At 54.8% G+C, this 15,002-nt stretch carries 15 protein-coding genes; 7 read left to right on the forward strand and 8 right to left on the reverse strand.

The annotated features are described in order from the left end of the window. Positions 1 to 278: 278 nt before the first annotated feature. Positions 279 to 1,046 (reverse strand): class I SAM-dependent methyltransferase, encoded by a 768-nt coding sequence (locus ACUHMQ_RS12455; protein ID WP_445295786.1) that lies wholly within the window; start codon positions 1,044 to 1,046, stop codon positions 279 to 281. Between ACUHMQ_RS12455 and gloB the strand changes: the two genes are divergently transcribed. Continuing rightward, positions 1,045 to 1,800 (forward strand): hydroxyacylglutathione hydrolase, encoded by a 756-nt coding sequence (gene gloB / locus ACUHMQ_RS12460; protein WP_445295787.1) that lies wholly within the window; start codon positions 1,045 to 1,047, stop codon positions 1,798 to 1,800. The two genes, ACUHMQ_RS12455 and gloB, sit on opposite strands and share 2 nt — an antisense overlap. A gap of 168 nt (positions 1,801 to 1,968) precedes the next feature. Next, entirely contained in the window at positions 1,969 to 3,555 is a 1,587-nt protein-coding gene (locus tag ACUHMQ_RS12465; RefSeq protein WP_445295788.1) for a LysM peptidoglycan-binding domain-containing protein, read from the forward strand. Between the two features lie 75 nt (positions 3,556 to 3,630). Here ACUHMQ_RS12465 and msrC read toward each other — a convergent pair whose 3' ends face one another. Next, entirely contained in the window at positions 3,631 to 4,116 is a 486-nt protein-coding gene (gene msrC, locus ACUHMQ_RS12470) for a free L-methionine (R)-S-oxide reductase MsrC (RefSeq protein ID WP_445295789.1), read from the reverse strand. Between the two features lie 99 nt (positions 4,117 to 4,215). Between msrC and ACUHMQ_RS12475 the strand changes: the two genes are divergently transcribed. Beyond that, positions 4,216 to 4,884, forward strand: coding sequence for a hypothetical protein (locus ACUHMQ_RS12475; protein ID WP_445295790.1), 669 nt, complete (start codon positions 4,216 to 4,218; stop codon positions 4,882 to 4,884). 134 nt (positions 4,885 to 5,018) lie between these two features. Here the strand turns inward: ACUHMQ_RS12475 and ACUHMQ_RS12480 are convergent, their stop codons facing one another. The 3 genes from ACUHMQ_RS12480 to ACUHMQ_RS12490 form a co-directional block, all read right to left on the reverse strand. Continuing rightward, positions 5,019 to 5,984, reverse strand: coding sequence for an ABC transporter substrate-binding protein (locus ACUHMQ_RS12480; RefSeq protein ID WP_445295791.1), 966 nt, complete (start codon positions 5,982 to 5,984; stop codon positions 5,019 to 5,021). Positions 5,985 to 6,193: 209 nt separating this feature from the next. Beyond that, on the reverse strand, positions 6,194 to 7,495 hold the full coding sequence (locus tag ACUHMQ_RS12485; RefSeq protein ID WP_445295792.1) for a tryptophan--tRNA ligase: 1,302 nt from the start codon (positions 7,493 to 7,495) through the stop codon (positions 6,194 to 6,196). Positions 7,496 to 7,710: 215 nt separating this feature from the next. Further along, positions 7,711 to 9,177, reverse strand: a complete 1,467-nt coding sequence (locus ACUHMQ_RS12490; protein ID WP_445295793.1) for an NAD(P)H-hydrate dehydratase — start codon at positions 9,175 to 9,177, stop codon at positions 7,711 to 7,713. Between the two features lie 47 nt (positions 9,178 to 9,224). Between ACUHMQ_RS12490 and ACUHMQ_RS12495 the strand changes: the two genes are divergently transcribed. Further along, on the forward strand, positions 9,225 to 9,683 hold the full coding sequence (locus ACUHMQ_RS12495) for a flavodoxin family protein (protein WP_445295794.1): 459 nt from the start codon (positions 9,225 to 9,227) through the stop codon (positions 9,681 to 9,683). A gap of 453 nt (positions 9,684 to 10,136) precedes the next feature. Here ACUHMQ_RS12495 and ACUHMQ_RS12500 read toward each other — a convergent pair whose 3' ends face one another. Continuing rightward, positions 10,137 to 11,030, reverse strand: coding sequence for a LysR substrate-binding domain-containing protein (locus ACUHMQ_RS12500; protein ID WP_445295795.1), 894 nt, complete (start codon positions 11,028 to 11,030; stop codon positions 10,137 to 10,139). Positions 11,031 to 11,145: 115 nt separating this feature from the next. On the opposite strand from ACUHMQ_RS12500, the gene ACUHMQ_RS12505 reads away from it, so the two are divergent. From ACUHMQ_RS12505 to ACUHMQ_RS12515, 3 genes are all read left to right on the forward strand, one after another. Beyond that, positions 11,146 to 11,523, forward strand: coding sequence for a nuclear transport factor 2 family protein (locus ACUHMQ_RS12505; protein ID WP_445295796.1), 378 nt, complete (start codon positions 11,146 to 11,148; stop codon positions 11,521 to 11,523). Positions 11,524 to 12,000: 477 nt separating this feature from the next. Further along, positions 12,001 to 12,465, forward strand: coding sequence for a DUF5675 family protein (locus ACUHMQ_RS12510; protein ID WP_445295797.1), 465 nt, complete (start codon positions 12,001 to 12,003; stop codon positions 12,463 to 12,465). 156 nt (positions 12,466 to 12,621) lie between these two features. After that, positions 12,622 to 12,906 carry a GIY-YIG nuclease family protein gene (locus ACUHMQ_RS12515; protein WP_445295813.1) on the forward strand — a complete coding sequence of 95 codons (285 nt, stop codon included), beginning with the start codon at positions 12,622 to 12,624 and terminating at the stop codon, positions 12,904 to 12,906. Here the strand turns inward: ACUHMQ_RS12515 and eutC are convergent. Together eutC and ACUHMQ_RS12525 are read right to left on the reverse strand one after the other, a co-directional pair. Continuing rightward, the gene (gene eutC, locus ACUHMQ_RS12520; RefSeq protein ID WP_445295798.1) at positions 12,841 to 13,602 is read right to left on the reverse strand and encodes an ethanolamine ammonia-lyase subunit EutC; all 762 of its coding nucleotides are present in this window, start codon (positions 13,600 to 13,602) and stop codon (positions 12,841 to 12,843) included. The two genes, ACUHMQ_RS12515 and eutC, sit on opposite strands and share 66 nt — an antisense overlap. After that, the gene (locus ACUHMQ_RS12525) at positions 13,599 to 14,987 is read right to left on the reverse strand and encodes an ethanolamine ammonia-lyase subunit EutB (RefSeq protein WP_445295799.1); all 1,389 of its coding nucleotides are present in this window, start codon (positions 14,985 to 14,987) and stop codon (positions 13,599 to 13,601) included. The genes eutC and ACUHMQ_RS12525 overlap by 4 nt, the downstream gene beginning before the upstream one ends. Positions 14,988 to 15,002: the final 15 nt, after the last annotated feature.

Consider the following 15,002-nt stretch of genomic DNA (forward strand, 5'->3'; position numbering starts at 1 on the left):
AGTATTTGAGGTGTTGACCATAGGACGTTTCACCTGTTAGAGCCTGCTCACCATCTTACTGCGCAGCAGACGACGATTTAAGGTGCTTAGCGTCGCTAACAAAACCCTTCTGGCGTTGTTCGCAAGCTTGCCGTACCCACCTGTCTACGCTTGTGCGCGTAGCTAGAATCGCTTCGCTGGGTTTTGTTAGCGACTCTTAAAGCCTTGCGGGCGGGGGTAAGACAAGGTGTTTTCAACACCATATTGCTGATGCGCAATAGACCTGGAACAGGTATTGATCAGCGCTGTCTGCGCTGGTCGACCAGTTTCGGTTCCCGCCGATCCACCGCGCCAACGGCGACTGCGCGACCCACAGGCTTGGTTTTCTTCCACCCAGGGGTGATGAGCCGGATGCCTCGTACCCGTTTTACACTTTCCAGGCAATACACACCACCATTGACGGGCCACCAGCGCTCACCTGCGCGTTCCATGAAGCAGAACTTCTCTCGCCAGTTGTCGCGCAAAATAGGGGGGGAATAGCAATAGGTTTTTCCGCTGGTTGGTTCAAGGCATAACAATGCTAACCAATCTTTAAGCCGAGGCTGACTGAGAAATTGGCCTTGCCAAGGCATGCCTTGCCGTCTTTTCGCCAATCGCGTGGCACCCCAAAGGCTCCAGGGGTTGAAACCACTCATGATCAGCCGGCCCTCTGGAACTAGCACACGTTCTGCCTCGCGGAGCACAGAATGTGGGTCGGGATGAAAGTCCAAGGTGTGCGGTAATATCAGCAGGTCAATGCTGGCGGCAGGGAAAGGGAGCTGGGTGGGGTCGCATGCGAGCTTGCACCCTCTGGCTGTCCCTGCAACGATGCGGGTAGGCATGCGATTACTGCGCAAAAAATCGATACCGGGCAGTTCCAGCTGCACTGCGTAATAACCGAATACATCAGCGACGGCGTTATCAAAGAATGCTTGTTCATGCTGGACAACATATTGGCCGAGCGGGCTGGCCAGCCAAGCTGCAAAAGCTTCGCTGGCGTGAGTGCCTAGATGATTGGAGAGGTTCATGTTGAACATCCTGCCCGTTCCTATCTTGAACGACAATTATGTCTGGCTGGCATATCAGGCCGGCCGTACGCTGGTGGTTGATCCTGGTGACGCCGGTCCGGTTCGCGCCAAGCTTGCCGAGCTGGGCCTGGAACCCGCTGCCATCTTGATTACCCATCACCATTCAGATCATATCGCGGGACTTGCGGAACTGATTGCCGCTTATCGTTGTCCAGTATTCGGGCCAGCCGGCATTGCTGGTATAGACCATGTATTAAACGATGGGGACCGATTGCAAGTGCCAGGGTTTGCGGCGGAATTCGAAGTCATGGCCGTGCCTGGGCATACGCAAGATCACTTGGCCTACTATGGTGAAGGTATATTGTTCTGCGGCGATACTTTATTTGCGTGTGGATGTGGGCGATTGTTCGAAGGAACACCACGTCAGATGCAGTCGTCGTTGGCCCGCTTGGCAGCCTTGCCAGATGAGACTCTGGTTTGCTGTACGCATGAATACACGGTTGCCAACCAGCGTTTTGCACGGGCGGCCGAGCCGAAAAATGCCGCTTTGCAGCAGCGAGCAGCAGAGGATGCGGCCCGACGAACGCGAGATGAGCCCACTTTGCCCAGTACCATTGGGCGGGAAAAAGCGACGAATCCATTTTTGCGATGGACGTCACCAGATTTGATGACTGCTGCTGCCCGGCATGGTGCGTCGAACAGCAGCCCGGAGGAAGTTTTTGCTGCGTTACGACGTTGGAAGGATGTGTTCTAAGATCAGAGAAATCGGCTGATATCGACTAGAAATTAGAGCCTTAATATTGATTATTAAGGAATTTTTGGTTGACGCCCCTCCCTGGTCGCCGTTACCATCCAGCCAATTTTTGACATTGGCATGTCCACAGATCCCCCTGCTTAGACATGCCTTTTTGCTTTTCGGGACATGCAAATTATTCAATTTCGCCTCCTCTCTTTGTTCACCTTGGTTGCGGCGCTGTTTGTCCCGCAGGCCATTGCTGACGATGTGACTGTGCCCGCTAGCGATGCGGGTGCGTTTACCCCGGTGCCTGCCATAGAGGCCGCACCTGCCCAGAATTCCCCGGTATCTACAGAACAAGCTGACTTGTGGGCGCGTGTTCGGCACGGCTTCAAGATGGAAAACCTGGACAACGCGCAAGTGCGTGCCCAGGAACAGTTCTATGCCCGGAATCCTGAATACATGCGGCGCGTGGTGGAGCGTAGCCGGCGTTATCTCTATTTCATCGTGGGTGAAGTAGAGCGGCGTGGTATGCCAACCGAACTGGCACTGCTGCCTATCGTGGAAAGCGCTTTTGTCCCCAAGGCTCAGTCCCATGCGATGGCGTCTGGCCTGTGGCAGTTCATTCCGGCTACCGGGCAGCGTTATGGGCTTGAGCGGACATGGTGGTATGACGGTCGCCAAGATGTGATGGCAGCCACCTATGCCGCGTTGGATTATCTGCAAGACCTGTATAACCAGTTTGGCGATTGGCAGCTTGCATTGGCAGCCTACAACTGGGGTGAAGGCGGTGTTGGCCGTGCGTTGGCAAAGACGCGAGCCAAAGGGATGGACGATGATTTCGAGACTATCCGTAAGCCACGTGAAACGGAAAACTACGTTCCCAAGTTGATCGCCGTGCGTAACATCATCGCCAACCCTTCGGCGTATGGTGTGACCATCCCCTCGGTACCCGACAAGCCCTATTTCCAGCCTGTGGCTACTGGCCGGCATATGGACTTGCAATTGGTCGCCAAACTCGCCGGTACGACGATGGAAGAATTGTTAATGTTGAACCCGGGGTTTATTCGCCCTGTGTTTGCACACAAGGAAGATCGTAAGTTATTGCTACCGATCGACAAGGTGGAAACCTTTGAGCAGAACCTGAAGAGTTACGATGCGCCATTGTTGTCCTGGCAGCCATACGTGACAAAGCGCGGCGAATCACTGGATGCGATTGCTGGCAGGTTCAATATCCAGGTCGCGGAGTTAAGGGACCTGAATAAACTCGGTGGTGTTCGTGCAGCCAACGGTCAGACCATTCTGGTGCCGATCCGTGCAGATATGAATGTGAGCGAGCGGCAGAATCTGGCGTCCCTTATTTCCAATGCCGTCGCAGTGCCTAGTGATGTGGTGGACATGGTGCCCAGCAAGCCGCATGGGACATTGATCCAGCATAAGATTGGCAAGGGCGATACGCTCTTCAGCATCGCCAAGCACTATGGTGTACCCGTGGCTGAGTTGAAGGCGATGAATGGTTTGCAATCCAACAGCGTAACACCGGGGAGTTTGCTCAAGGTCAGTGCTGGGGCATATGCATCCAACAATAAAAATATGGTTGAAAAGGAAAAGGCTAAACAAGCCAAGCCCCGTTTATACATAGTGCGAAACGGCGATACCTTGGATGAAATAGCCCGCAAGTACGATGTCAGCGTGGGTGAGTTAAGAAAGTGGAATCGGCCTGCTGCCCGAGGTATGTTGAAGGTTGGTCACAAATTGCAGATACATCGCTGAACCACGACATACTGGCAGGACAATAAAAAGCCCGCATGTGCGGGTTTTTTATTGTCCTGGGTGCGACTCTCGACTTCAGACCGGAAAATCCGTCGCAGCCACAAAGCGGGCGATCAATCGTTGCAGCCCGGTTTGATCGATATCGCTGAACCGGTGTTTTTCCGGGCTGTCGATATCAAATACACCGACCAATCTGCCATCCGCAATAACGGGGAAGACGATTTCCGAATTGGATGCAGCATCACAGGCGATATGGCCAGCAAATTGATGTACATCCTCCACCCGCACGGTTTCTTGAGTACTGGCAGCTTTACCGCAAACACCTCGACCAAAAGGGATGCGGACACAGGCTACTTTGCCTTGGAAGGGACCGAGTACCAGCTCCTCATTGCGTACAAGATAGAACCCCGCCCAGTTTACCGAAGCCAGTGTTTGATAGATAAAGGCGGAGAACTGCGCAGCATTGGCAATAAAATCACGCTCTCCCTCGAACAAGCTCGCCAATTGCTTGTCCAGTTCATTGTAATCGGGGTTATGTGTCTGCTCTGCAGTGTGGAACATATGAGGAATCCGGAAAGACAGGCCAGTGATATTAGCACCGGCAAGGAACCGTGGCCGGCAGACCCTGTCTATCGCGCACCGTGTTGAGGAGTGGATGGTGTGAATGAACGATGGCAGCGGGTATCGCTCGGTTGCACGTTATCGTTGTTGTTGCATGGTTTGTTGCTTTGGCTGTGGCCGGAGCAACGGATTAGCTTGCGTCCATCTTCACTGAGCATGGAAGTGGTTTTGAGGCCATTGCCTGCCGCCATTCTGTCTGAACCCATTCTACCGATTGAGGAGCCTGAGCCTGAACGCAAGGAGCGGCCCGCTCCAAAAACGAAATCAACAAACCGGCATCCCGTCCCTACAGCAGTATTGCCATCGCAGGTTATCAGTGAACCTAAGGAAGCTATGCCTGTTGAGGAGAAAGAAGTGCCAGCGGTACCCGAGGCCAGTCTGAGTGAACGCGCATTGGCGGGTGTGAAGGCTGCGGATCGGACTATACGCGCAGAGCAATCCGGTAGGCAGGAATTGCTTGGTATGCCTGCTCAGCATCGGAACTTGGTGAAGCTGTCACCAGCCCTTCAAACCGCATTGGCGCGCAGTTTTGAGAATGAACTGGCCGAATTGGTTGTTCTGGAGAAGACGGAAACTCAGGAAGGGTCGGACAGGGTGACTAAGATTCGCACCAATAAAGGCACGTATTGCATGCGGGAGATGCTGGTGAAACCGACGTATCTACGAGGTATGCCAACTGTGCCGCGTTTTGGCCATTGTGGACCCTAGGCGTTTAGTCCCACAGTGTGCTGGGACGGATCAATCCTGAAGCGTCGCGGTTCGGTTGCCCAGATATTGCAGATGTATTCCGAGGGTGTTTTTAACGCCGTATTGCAGACGCGCAGCAGACTTTGAACGGGTTCCTAGGGTGATATTTTGCCCGGCTCTGCTTCCCATCCACGATAGTCAGCCAAGTTATCCTGGGTGAGCAACGAGGATTTGAGCTGGATCTTCGGTTTTGCTACGGTCTTGCCTGCCAGGAATAAGCCAGCAAGCTCTACCGCTTTGTGGGCCATGGCATACGGGTCTTGTTTGGCCGAACCTAGCACCCTGGGTCTGCGACGCATCAGCTCGGCGATTTCCGGGGAGCCATCCACGCTGATAATGTACACATCGTTACGCCCAGCTTCAGTCAAAGTTTTGTCTGATCCAACAGCTTGGCGGTCGTTGATGGTGAATACACCCGCGATATTGGGTTCTGCTTTAAGGATTTGTGCCATTGCGGTGCGCCCTCCTACAGGAGAGCCACTGCCATTGAACTCCCCAGGTACCAGCTGTATGTCGGGATAGCGCTGCAGGGATTGCTTGCAGCCGCTTACGCGTTCAATAACGGAGGAAACACTGGGGCCGGTTTGGATAGCAACCTTGCCACGTCCTTGCAACGCTTTCGCCAGATAGTCGCAAGCGATTTGCCCAGCTTGCAGGTTGTCGGTCATTACTGTGGCATGCGCGCCTGCCGCTTCCACGTCGACAGCAATCACGATGATGCCCGCCTTGCGCACTTCGGCGATCAAAGGGGCAACGCTGGTGGAGTTGGCGGCATTGAGGAAAAGCACGCGAACCTTGCGGCTTTTCAATTGCTCCAGGTTCGACTGGTTACGGTGCAGATCGTATTCGTTTTGTACGGTGACTACTTCAACAGAAGGGTCGACCGCGCGAGCATAAAACATGATGCCGCGCACCAGGGCTTGAAAGAAAGGATTGGCAAGAGAGCTTGCCTCGATGCCGATGACGCCCAGGCTACCCGCTATCGCACTGGGCATAGCGAAGAATAAATAGAGTATCAATACAGCACGACGCCCAAAGTTTAGATGGAATGCCTCTCGCATGTTGGCCTCATACCCGGCGGGTTAGCAACGATCGGGTATAACCGCGTTACGCGGGTTATATCTCCTAGGTATACAACCAACGATGGTATTTTCCTGGGCGAATTGCTGTATGGCAGCAGGCGTGTGGTATGGCGTGGGGCCATAAAAGCCCATGCCTAGTTGGTACATTTATACCAACCAGGCATAGCAATAGGACAGCAACAGGCGTTTTATTCAGCTTCGCTTAGTTGCGCTAAGGCCTGCGCGACTTCATCTTGGCTGATGTTCTCGGCCAATTGGGCAGGGGCATCCGCCAGTACAGCGTTACCTTCCTGTTTCAGCCGGCTTATCCATTGGCCAGCTTCCTTGCCGTTCTCAAAACCATGGCTCTGCAACAGCAGGCGACCGTCAGCTGCATTCAGTTTGAAATAGAAACGGCCATCTGCCTCGCGGTATTGCTTGAATACAGGCAGTGCTGCCTTGGTCGCTTCGGCTTTATCCACGGGAATGGGGGCTGCGGTAAAGCTGCCGATGCCCACGGCAGCGCGTAAGGCGGCGAGAAACGGTGCGGCGATAGCCCGGGCTTTGGCGGCCCCGGCTTGCAGCGCGGCTTCGATTTTTTCCGGATTGGCGATCAGCGCTTCGTAACGCTCCCGCATTGGGCCGATATCCCGCTCAATACGCTCGTACAGACGGCGTTTGGCAACACCCCAGCCCAACCCGGCTTCCAGTTCCGCACGGAATGCAGCAGTTTCCTCGGTAGTTCCGAATGCAGAATAGAGCGTAAGAATGGAGTTACTGTCTGGATCCTTAGGTTCTCCAGGCATGCGGGAATCGGTGACGATTTTCGCAATGGCATCTTGCAAACCCTTGGCCCTCCCTTGGAACAGAGGAATGGTGTTGTCGTAGCTCTTGCTCATCTTGCGGCCATCGAGACCCGGCAGAAGGGCAATATCTTCACTCACCTTGGCTTCTGGCAGCACGAACAGCTCTTTACCCTGGCCATACAGGTGGTTGAAGCGCTGGGCAATATCGCGCGCCATTTCGATATGCTGAATCTGGTCACGTCCCACAGGTACTTGATGCGCATTGAACATCAGGATGTCGGCCGCCATCAGCACCGGGTAGCAGAAAAGCCCCATGGTGACGCCATGATCAGTCTCTTCGCCAGCCGCTTCATTGATATCGGTCGCAGCCTTGTAGGCATGGGAGCGATTCATCAAACCCTTTGCGGTAACGCAGGTGAGCAGCCAGTTCAGTTCCGTAATTTCCGGGATATCGCTTTGGCGGTAGATAGTGACCCGTTCCGTATCTATACCTGCGGCTAACCAGATTGCTGCCATTTCCAGGCGGGACCGTGCAATGCGGGCAGGGTCGTCACACTTGATCAAGGCGTGGAAATCGGCCAGGAAAAGAAAACCTTCGGTCCCGTCTTGATAGCTTGCGGCGATAGCCGGACGGATAGCACCGACATAATTGCCGAGGTGGGGCGTGCCGGTGGTGGTAATGCCGGTCAAAACGCGGATGGTCATGGTGGGAGTGTCCTTAATACCTTATTTACTGATCTTGCTGCGCGGCCATAAGCCAGGCGCATGTGCTTGAAGCACTTTGCGCCAATCGGCTTGCAATCTTATGTACCGAAGTGCACGTCAGTTTCTGTGTGGCGAATTAATCAGCCGAAGTCTTCTGTGCAGGCAGCGAGTCTAGCTTGCCAAGGGGGTAGGTGGCTATGGTGGCGCAAGCAAAATCAAGGGGATTGGTGTGTACGTAATACACGCCCGATCTCATTTGTCACATCGTCGGCCAGGGTGGTAAGACTGCCTTCGCGCGCTGCTAAACGGTCACTTGCCAGACCATGCACCCAGACGCCCAGGTTTGCGGATTGCCAGCTATCTAGTCCCTGGGCTAGCAGAGCGCCAATCAGCCCACTCAATACGTCACCCTGGCCTGCATTGGCCAAGGCTGAACTGCCGCTGGTATTGACCGCGTTCTGTGCGCCTTCGGCAACCAGGCTGCCAGCCCCTTTCAGCACGACTGTCGCATTGAACTGCTGGGCCAGACTCTGAGCGGCATCGAAACGCTGTGTCTGGATGTCGGTGGTACTGCTGCCTAGAAGACGTGCTGCCTCGCTCGGGTGTGGGGTTAGCACTGTCGGGTAGGTGCGTTCCTGCACCAGTTTGGTCAGGCTGGAATTTGCGGCGATAAGATTCAATGCATCGGCATCAATCAGCAGTGGCTTGGCAGCATGAAGTGTCTGCGTCATCAGGGTATGGGTATTGTCGCTTTGCCCAAGGCCGGGGCCGAGGACGATAACATTCGCCGTCTCAATTAGTTGAGAGGTGGTCTGCTGATCTGCCAGGTGACGAAACATCAGCTCTGGCCGAAGGTAGTCCACTTTTGGGCCATGGGCATCAAGCTGGCCGACAAAGACCTTGCCGCAGCCTGCATGCAATGCCGCGCGGCCGGCCAGTATGCCAGCACCCGCCATCCCTGCTGCACCGCCAATGATCAGCAAGCTGCCAAAACGGCCTTTATGGCTGTCTGCTTCGCGTTTGAGCCATACTTTGCTGGCGATCTGCTGGCAGGACCGTACTTGGTTTTCGGGTAACAAACTGCTTGGCAGCTCCAGCGAGGCCAAATGGCGTTCACCCACCTGGTTACATGCTGAACCGGTAAGCAAGCCGCGCGCCGTGCCAATGAAACTGAGTGTCCATTTGGCAGAGATGGCGACACCGGGTTGTGCGCCACTGTCAGCTAGCACCCCACTGGGAACGTCCAGCGCCAGTACGGGAACTGCCATCTCATTCACAGCTTGAATGAGCGCTTCCCAGTCTGCAGTGAGCTGCCGGTTCAATCCAATCCCAAACAGGCCATCGATTACCACGTGGTAGCGCCCGTTTGGCAGATGACTGGTTTCCACGCCGCCACATGCATGCCAATCGCGATAGGCTGAAGCTGCGTCGGCGGGCAGGTTGTTTGGCCCACTTGGCAGCACGACGGTTAACGGGTGGCCCACTTCGCGTAGCAGGCGGGCTGCCACGAGTGCATCACCGCCGTTATTACCAGGTCCAGCCAGTACGAGGACATGCGTATTTCGCCCAAAACGCTGGCAGATAAAGTCAGCTGCGGCCAAGCCAGCACGTTGCATCAAAGCCAAGCCTTGGGTTTGTGCAGCGTGTTCTATCTGGCGAAGTTGGGCAACTGAGTAGAACATAAGTCTCATACCAATAAGCGCGATGCGGCGATTGTAGCGGGGTGGAGATGAAACAATTACTGATTCTGCATGCCGGCCAGACTGAGGCGGGCCCTGTTTATGCATTGACTACAGCTGCACTGGCGGGTGCCGAAGTCGAAGCTATCGAAGTCAAATTACTGCGGGCGCTTGATGCGAGAGTCGAGGATTTATTGGCTGCCCATGCCGTTTTGTTCGTCACACCAGAAAAATTCGGCTACATGGCCGGCGCATTGAAGGACTTTCTCGATCGCACCTTCTACCCGGCACAGGGCAAGGTCGAAGGTTTACCTTATGCTCTTATCGTAGCAGCTGGTAACGATGGTACGGGGGCTGCTACTGCAGTAGCACGTATTGCGCTTGGTTATCCGTTAAAGCCAGTGGCAGAGCCGCTTATCGTGCGTGGTCCACCGACGGTTGCGGATACCCAGGCTGCACAGGAGTTGGGGGCGGCGTTGGCGGGGGGCTTGGTGCTGGGCATTTTCTGAAAACCTGTACAAAGTCCGCTGCGCGTCAGCAATACGGCGTTGAAAACACCCTCGGCATGCTCATTTACCATTTGTATACTCCGCTTCCTCGGCTGTTTTCGCCTTGTCTTGCTTTAGCTCGCGAGACTTTGAATAGATTCTTACTACGCAGCTGTGATCAGGGCTCATGTGCTGCTCGAAAGCCTCATGTACCCAAGTACATTCCGGTTTCTGCGCTGCGCTTCACCCTGCTGACAGCTGCTCGCGACTGATCGTGAACAGGTTTGGGCACCCGTACAAAGTCTGCTGCGCGTCAGCAATACGGCGTTGAAAACACCCTCGGCATGCTCATTTACTCTATGTAAACTCCGCTTCCTCGGCTGTTTTCGCCTTGTCTTGCTTCAGCTCGCGAGACTTTGAATAGGTTCTGAGAACCTGCTCGTGATCCTACTGCGCAGTCGTCAGGTTGTTCTACTAATACCCAGCCTTGGATGTTTCGAAGTGCGTGACCTGCGTATGCAGCCAGTCCAGAAAGCGCAGCATTCGTGCAAGTTTGTGTGAGCGATGCGGCCATACCAGGTAATAGCTGGAGGAATGGGCGACTTCTATATCAGTCAGCTGGATCAGCTCGCCATCAGCCAGCAGGCCGGCGGCAATGGAACGCCGGGTCAATGCTACTCCAAGCCCACGGCGTGCGGCTTCAAGCATATGAGTGGAATCGGTGAACTCCATCAGCGGTACAGATCGGGGCAGCTCGATATTGCCGGCTGCCAACCATGTCGCCCAGTTTTCATTCGCCTGCAAAATGGGGGCGGTCAGAATATCGGTAACCGAGTCGGGTATGCCTTTGGGAAAAAGCTTAGGCGACGCGACAAGTAACAATGTGTCACCCATCAACCTCTCGCAATGCAGATCAGGCCACTGGCCATGTCCGAAGCGGATTGCACAATCGACGAGCTCATTCTCGAAGTCGACCAGCGCAGTTGAAGCGGAGAGGCTGATCCGCATGCCGCCCTGTAAAAGGGTGGGTAATCTGGGTACCAGCCAATGCATAGCGAAAGATGGCAGGACGGCTACCCTCAGTTGCTGCACTGGTCCTTGTTGGCGCATCCGCTCAGTGGCCGCCGCCATGTCGTCAAGCGCCTGACGGATCTGATAGGCATAAATCCGTCCTTCTTCCGTCAGACTGGTGCGGCGACCGCTACGGTTCACCAAGGGTACGCCAAGGTAATCCTCCAACGCGTGAACCTGATGACTAATCGCACCATGAGTAACATGCAATTCCTCTGCAGCTGCTCCAACAGAACCCAATTTCGCGACAGCGACAAAGGAGCGTAGTGCCGGCAATGGTGGAAGCATGGTACTCATGTTAGTTCTATTCACGAAGGTGCTTGAAATATCTCACACCAAGCTATCCCTGGCAACGATACGATTCCTTATCGCCCCTTCATGGGAAACGGTCGATATAACAAGGAGTTGAAACATGACAGTGAATGCCATACGCGAATTCCTCGGCACCTACTTCGAGGTACTGCAAACCCAGGACCTAGGCTTGTTTGATCAGGTATTTCATCCTGGTTGCGTGCTGTATTCGCAGCAGGACGGTGCAACAGTGGTACGCCCATTACCGGAATGCCGGCGCATGGTGGAAGGGCGTCATTCGCCACAGAGTGGCGGTTTTCCACGTAATGATGAGATATTGATGGTCGATGTGTTGTCACCCGACATGGCGCTCGCGAAAGTGCGGCTGCGCTTGTTCGACAGCATCATGGTCGATTACCTGAATCTGATGAGAGTCGACGGACAGTGGCGCGTCGTCGCGAAACATTTTCATCGCGATAGCAGGGCGGTTGTGGGTTGATCGATTAAGGAAAGCCTATTCACGATCTTGCTGTGCAGATGTGATCAGGGCGGGCTGCTAGATCAGGTTCATGCCGGTTTTCGCATGGCGCTGCCCGCTCTCGATTACAGCCCATCTACAAAACTTAAGTGCCGCTGAATCACATTCCCTGCGGCTGAACTTTTCAAGCTGTCTACATACAGAAGCTAAAGCACAAATTAGCCAACACTAATGGTTTTGGTATTTTAGCTGTGTCCAGACTGGCTTGGTCTCATCTCGAATTCTGCTGTTGATGTAAGAACCTGTTCAAAGTTTCGCGAGTTAAGGCAAGACAAGGCGGAAGCAGCCAAGGAAGCGGAGTTTACGCATGGTAAACGAGCATGCCGAGGATGTATTTAAGCCGTATTGCTGACGTGCAGCAGACCTTGAACAGGTTCTTAACAAGTTCAGTTATGTCCAACTTGATCAAGCAGGGGCAGGATGATGAATAAAGTGCTCATGAGTTCGTTAACGTCTCCGCAGGCCAACAGCCAGGTTAGGCGATATGTTGTGCTGACACGCAGGCCATCTTCAGACGATGGCACATTTGGCAGTTTGCAGACCAATAACGGTTTCACCTGCAAAACCTTGGAACTTCCCTGGCGCGATAACCGTACAAATCGCTCCTGTATCCCGCCTGGCGATTATCTATGCAAGGTTGTATTGTCCCCACATCTGGGCCAAGTCTATGGCTTGCTAAATGTCCCCGGTCGCACTGACATCCTGATCCATGCGGGCAACTTCGCCGGGGATGTTGAGAAAGGACTGAAGTCCGATGTGGAGGGCTGCATTCTCCTCGGTGAGAGTGATGGCGTTCTAGATGGTCAGCGTGCCGTCCTAAATAGCAGATCTACAGTAACCAGGTTCATGCAAGCCATGGACTATGCACCACTTGTGTTGAGTATTCGACAGATGGCCAGATAGGTAGTGGGGCGCTTCACATTACCTGGCTAACTTCGCTAGCTTTCAACGAAATCGGTATGCAGATGACGAATCACTGCCTGTTATGCTGGTGTAGAGAGTGATGAAAGCCGGAATGCTGTGGTGACTGAGACGAACGAGGGGAAGGGTGTCGAAAGGGTGAGGACGTGGTGCGTCTACCTGCTGCGTTGCGCGGACGATAGCTTGTATTGCGGTATCACAAATGACCTGCCCAGGCGTGTTGCTGCCCACAATGCGGGTAAAGGGGCGCGCTATACCCGGGTACGGCTGCCTGTGGTTGTGGCTTATGTGGAACCCTGTGTTGACCGGTCCGATGCTTCCAAGCGCGAGGCAGCAATCAAGTTGCTGCCCAGATCGTCAAAGTTGGGGCTCATTGCCAATCAGGGCGAGGTCGCTCTCGTCCTTCAAACCGATACCGCTTAGTCCTCGCGATTTCGCTGCACGAATCAGCCAAGCCAGTTTGATGGCTGCCTGTGCGGGGGGTAGTCCTTCCGGGCGGATATTCGATACACAGTTGCGTTCTGAATCCATACGGCCCTGGCAGGGGGCGAACGTGAGATATGCGCCGAGGCTATCGGGCGACGACAGACCTGGCCTTTCGCCAAGCAATATCAAAACCTGGTTTGCACCTAGCAGTTCACCTACCTCGTCCGCCAAGGCAACCCGTGCCTGCTCTGCCAGTACGATAGGGGCTACGGTGAAGTCGGCCAACAAGGGTAGCAGGGCAGTCAGCGTGGCCACGGCATGACGTTCCACTGCCAGGGCGGACAAACCATCGCCCAATACAATGGCTAGATCACACGTAGCTTTATGTATACGCAACATTGCTGCGCTTATTTCGCTTAATTCCCGGCCCAGATCAGGCCGTTGCAGATAGACGCGTCGGCTATCTGCCCGGCTTGTTACATGCAGGCAGGTTTGGCCGATTTCTGCCAGTTGGGTACTGATTGCTTCAACTGCCAGGGGCTGGTGAACGGCATCGCGCGCTTGGGCATGAGCCAGGCCAAACGATAAAACCTCACGGGTGGGGAGGCCGGCACCCACACGACCAAGTGCGATGCGGGCTTTGGTATAGGTTGACAGGTTATCCCAAGGGTCGCGTGGCAGAGGTTTGCTCATGCATTCCCCATAGAAAAATCTGCTAAAAGCCGGTGGTCAGCTTGGGCGGGTAAGAGTTGACCGGCTGGGTTGGTGAGCCGCATCTTGGCGAGCCAGGCCTCGAATTCGGGCGCACGTTTAAGGCCCAGTGCTTCGCGTAGGAAGAGCTGGTCGTGGAAAGAAGTGCTCTGGTAATTGAGCATGATGTCATCCGCCCCCGGCACGCCCATGATGAAGTTGACCCCGGCTGTACCCAGCAGCACCAACAGGTTGTCCATGTCGTCCTGGTCAGCTTCAGCATGGTTGGTGTAGCAGATGTCGCACCCCATGGGCACGCCCAGCAGCTTGCCGCAGAAGTGGTCCTCCAGACCGGCACGAATGATCTGCTTGCCATCGTAAAGATATTCCGGGCCGATAAAACCGACGACGGTATTGACCAACAATGGTTTGAAGCAGCGTGCGACGGCATAGGCACGGGCTTCGCAGGTCTGCTGGTCCACCCCATGATGGGCATTGGCCGATAACGCACTGCCTTGGCCGGTTTCGAAATACATCACGTTGTTCCCCACCGTGCCACGTTTGAGGGATTGAGCAGCATGATGCGCTTCATCGAGCAGGGCCAGGTTGATGCCAAAGCCGGCATTGGCAGCCTGAGTGCCGGCAATCGACTGGAAAACCAGGTCCAGCGGCACGCCTGCCTCGATGGCCTGAATCTGGTTGCTCACATGGGTGAGTACACAGCTTTGGGTGGGGATGGCATAGCGCTGGATCAGCTCATCCAACATACGCCATAGCGTTGTAAGGGCTGGAACGCTGTCCGACGCCGGATTGATGCCGATGACGGCATCACCCACGCCATACATCAAGCCGTCGAGTAACGAAGCTGCGATGCCACGTGCATCGTCAGTGGGGTGATTGGGCTGTAGGCGTACTGCCATATGCCCGGGCAGCCCCAGTGTATTGCGAAAGGCGGTAATGACCTGGCACTTGTGCGCTACGGTAATGAGGTCCTGATTACGCATCAGCTTGCTGACGGCCGCCGCCATTTCAGGTGTGATCCCTGGTGCGGCCTTGCTTAGCATCACGCTGTTGGTGCTATCGCTCAGCAACCACTCGCGAAACTCGCCAACGGTAAGCGACGCAATCGGCGCAAAAGCAGCGGCATTGTGGCTGTCGATGATCAAGCGGGTGATTTCATCGGATTCGTAGGGGATCACCACCTCATCCAGAAACCGACGCAACGGCAGATCTGCCAACACTAACCTTGCTGCCATACGCTGTTCGGCGTTTTGAGCAGCCACACCAGCCAGATAGTCGCCAGACCGTGCCGGGCTTGCCTTGGCCAGCAAGTCCTTCAGGTCGGCGAAATGGTACTGTGTGGCGCCCAGGCAGCAAGTCAGGTTCATGGCGTTTCCCTGTGG

The organism is Chitinimonas violaceus (assembly GCF_052601015.1).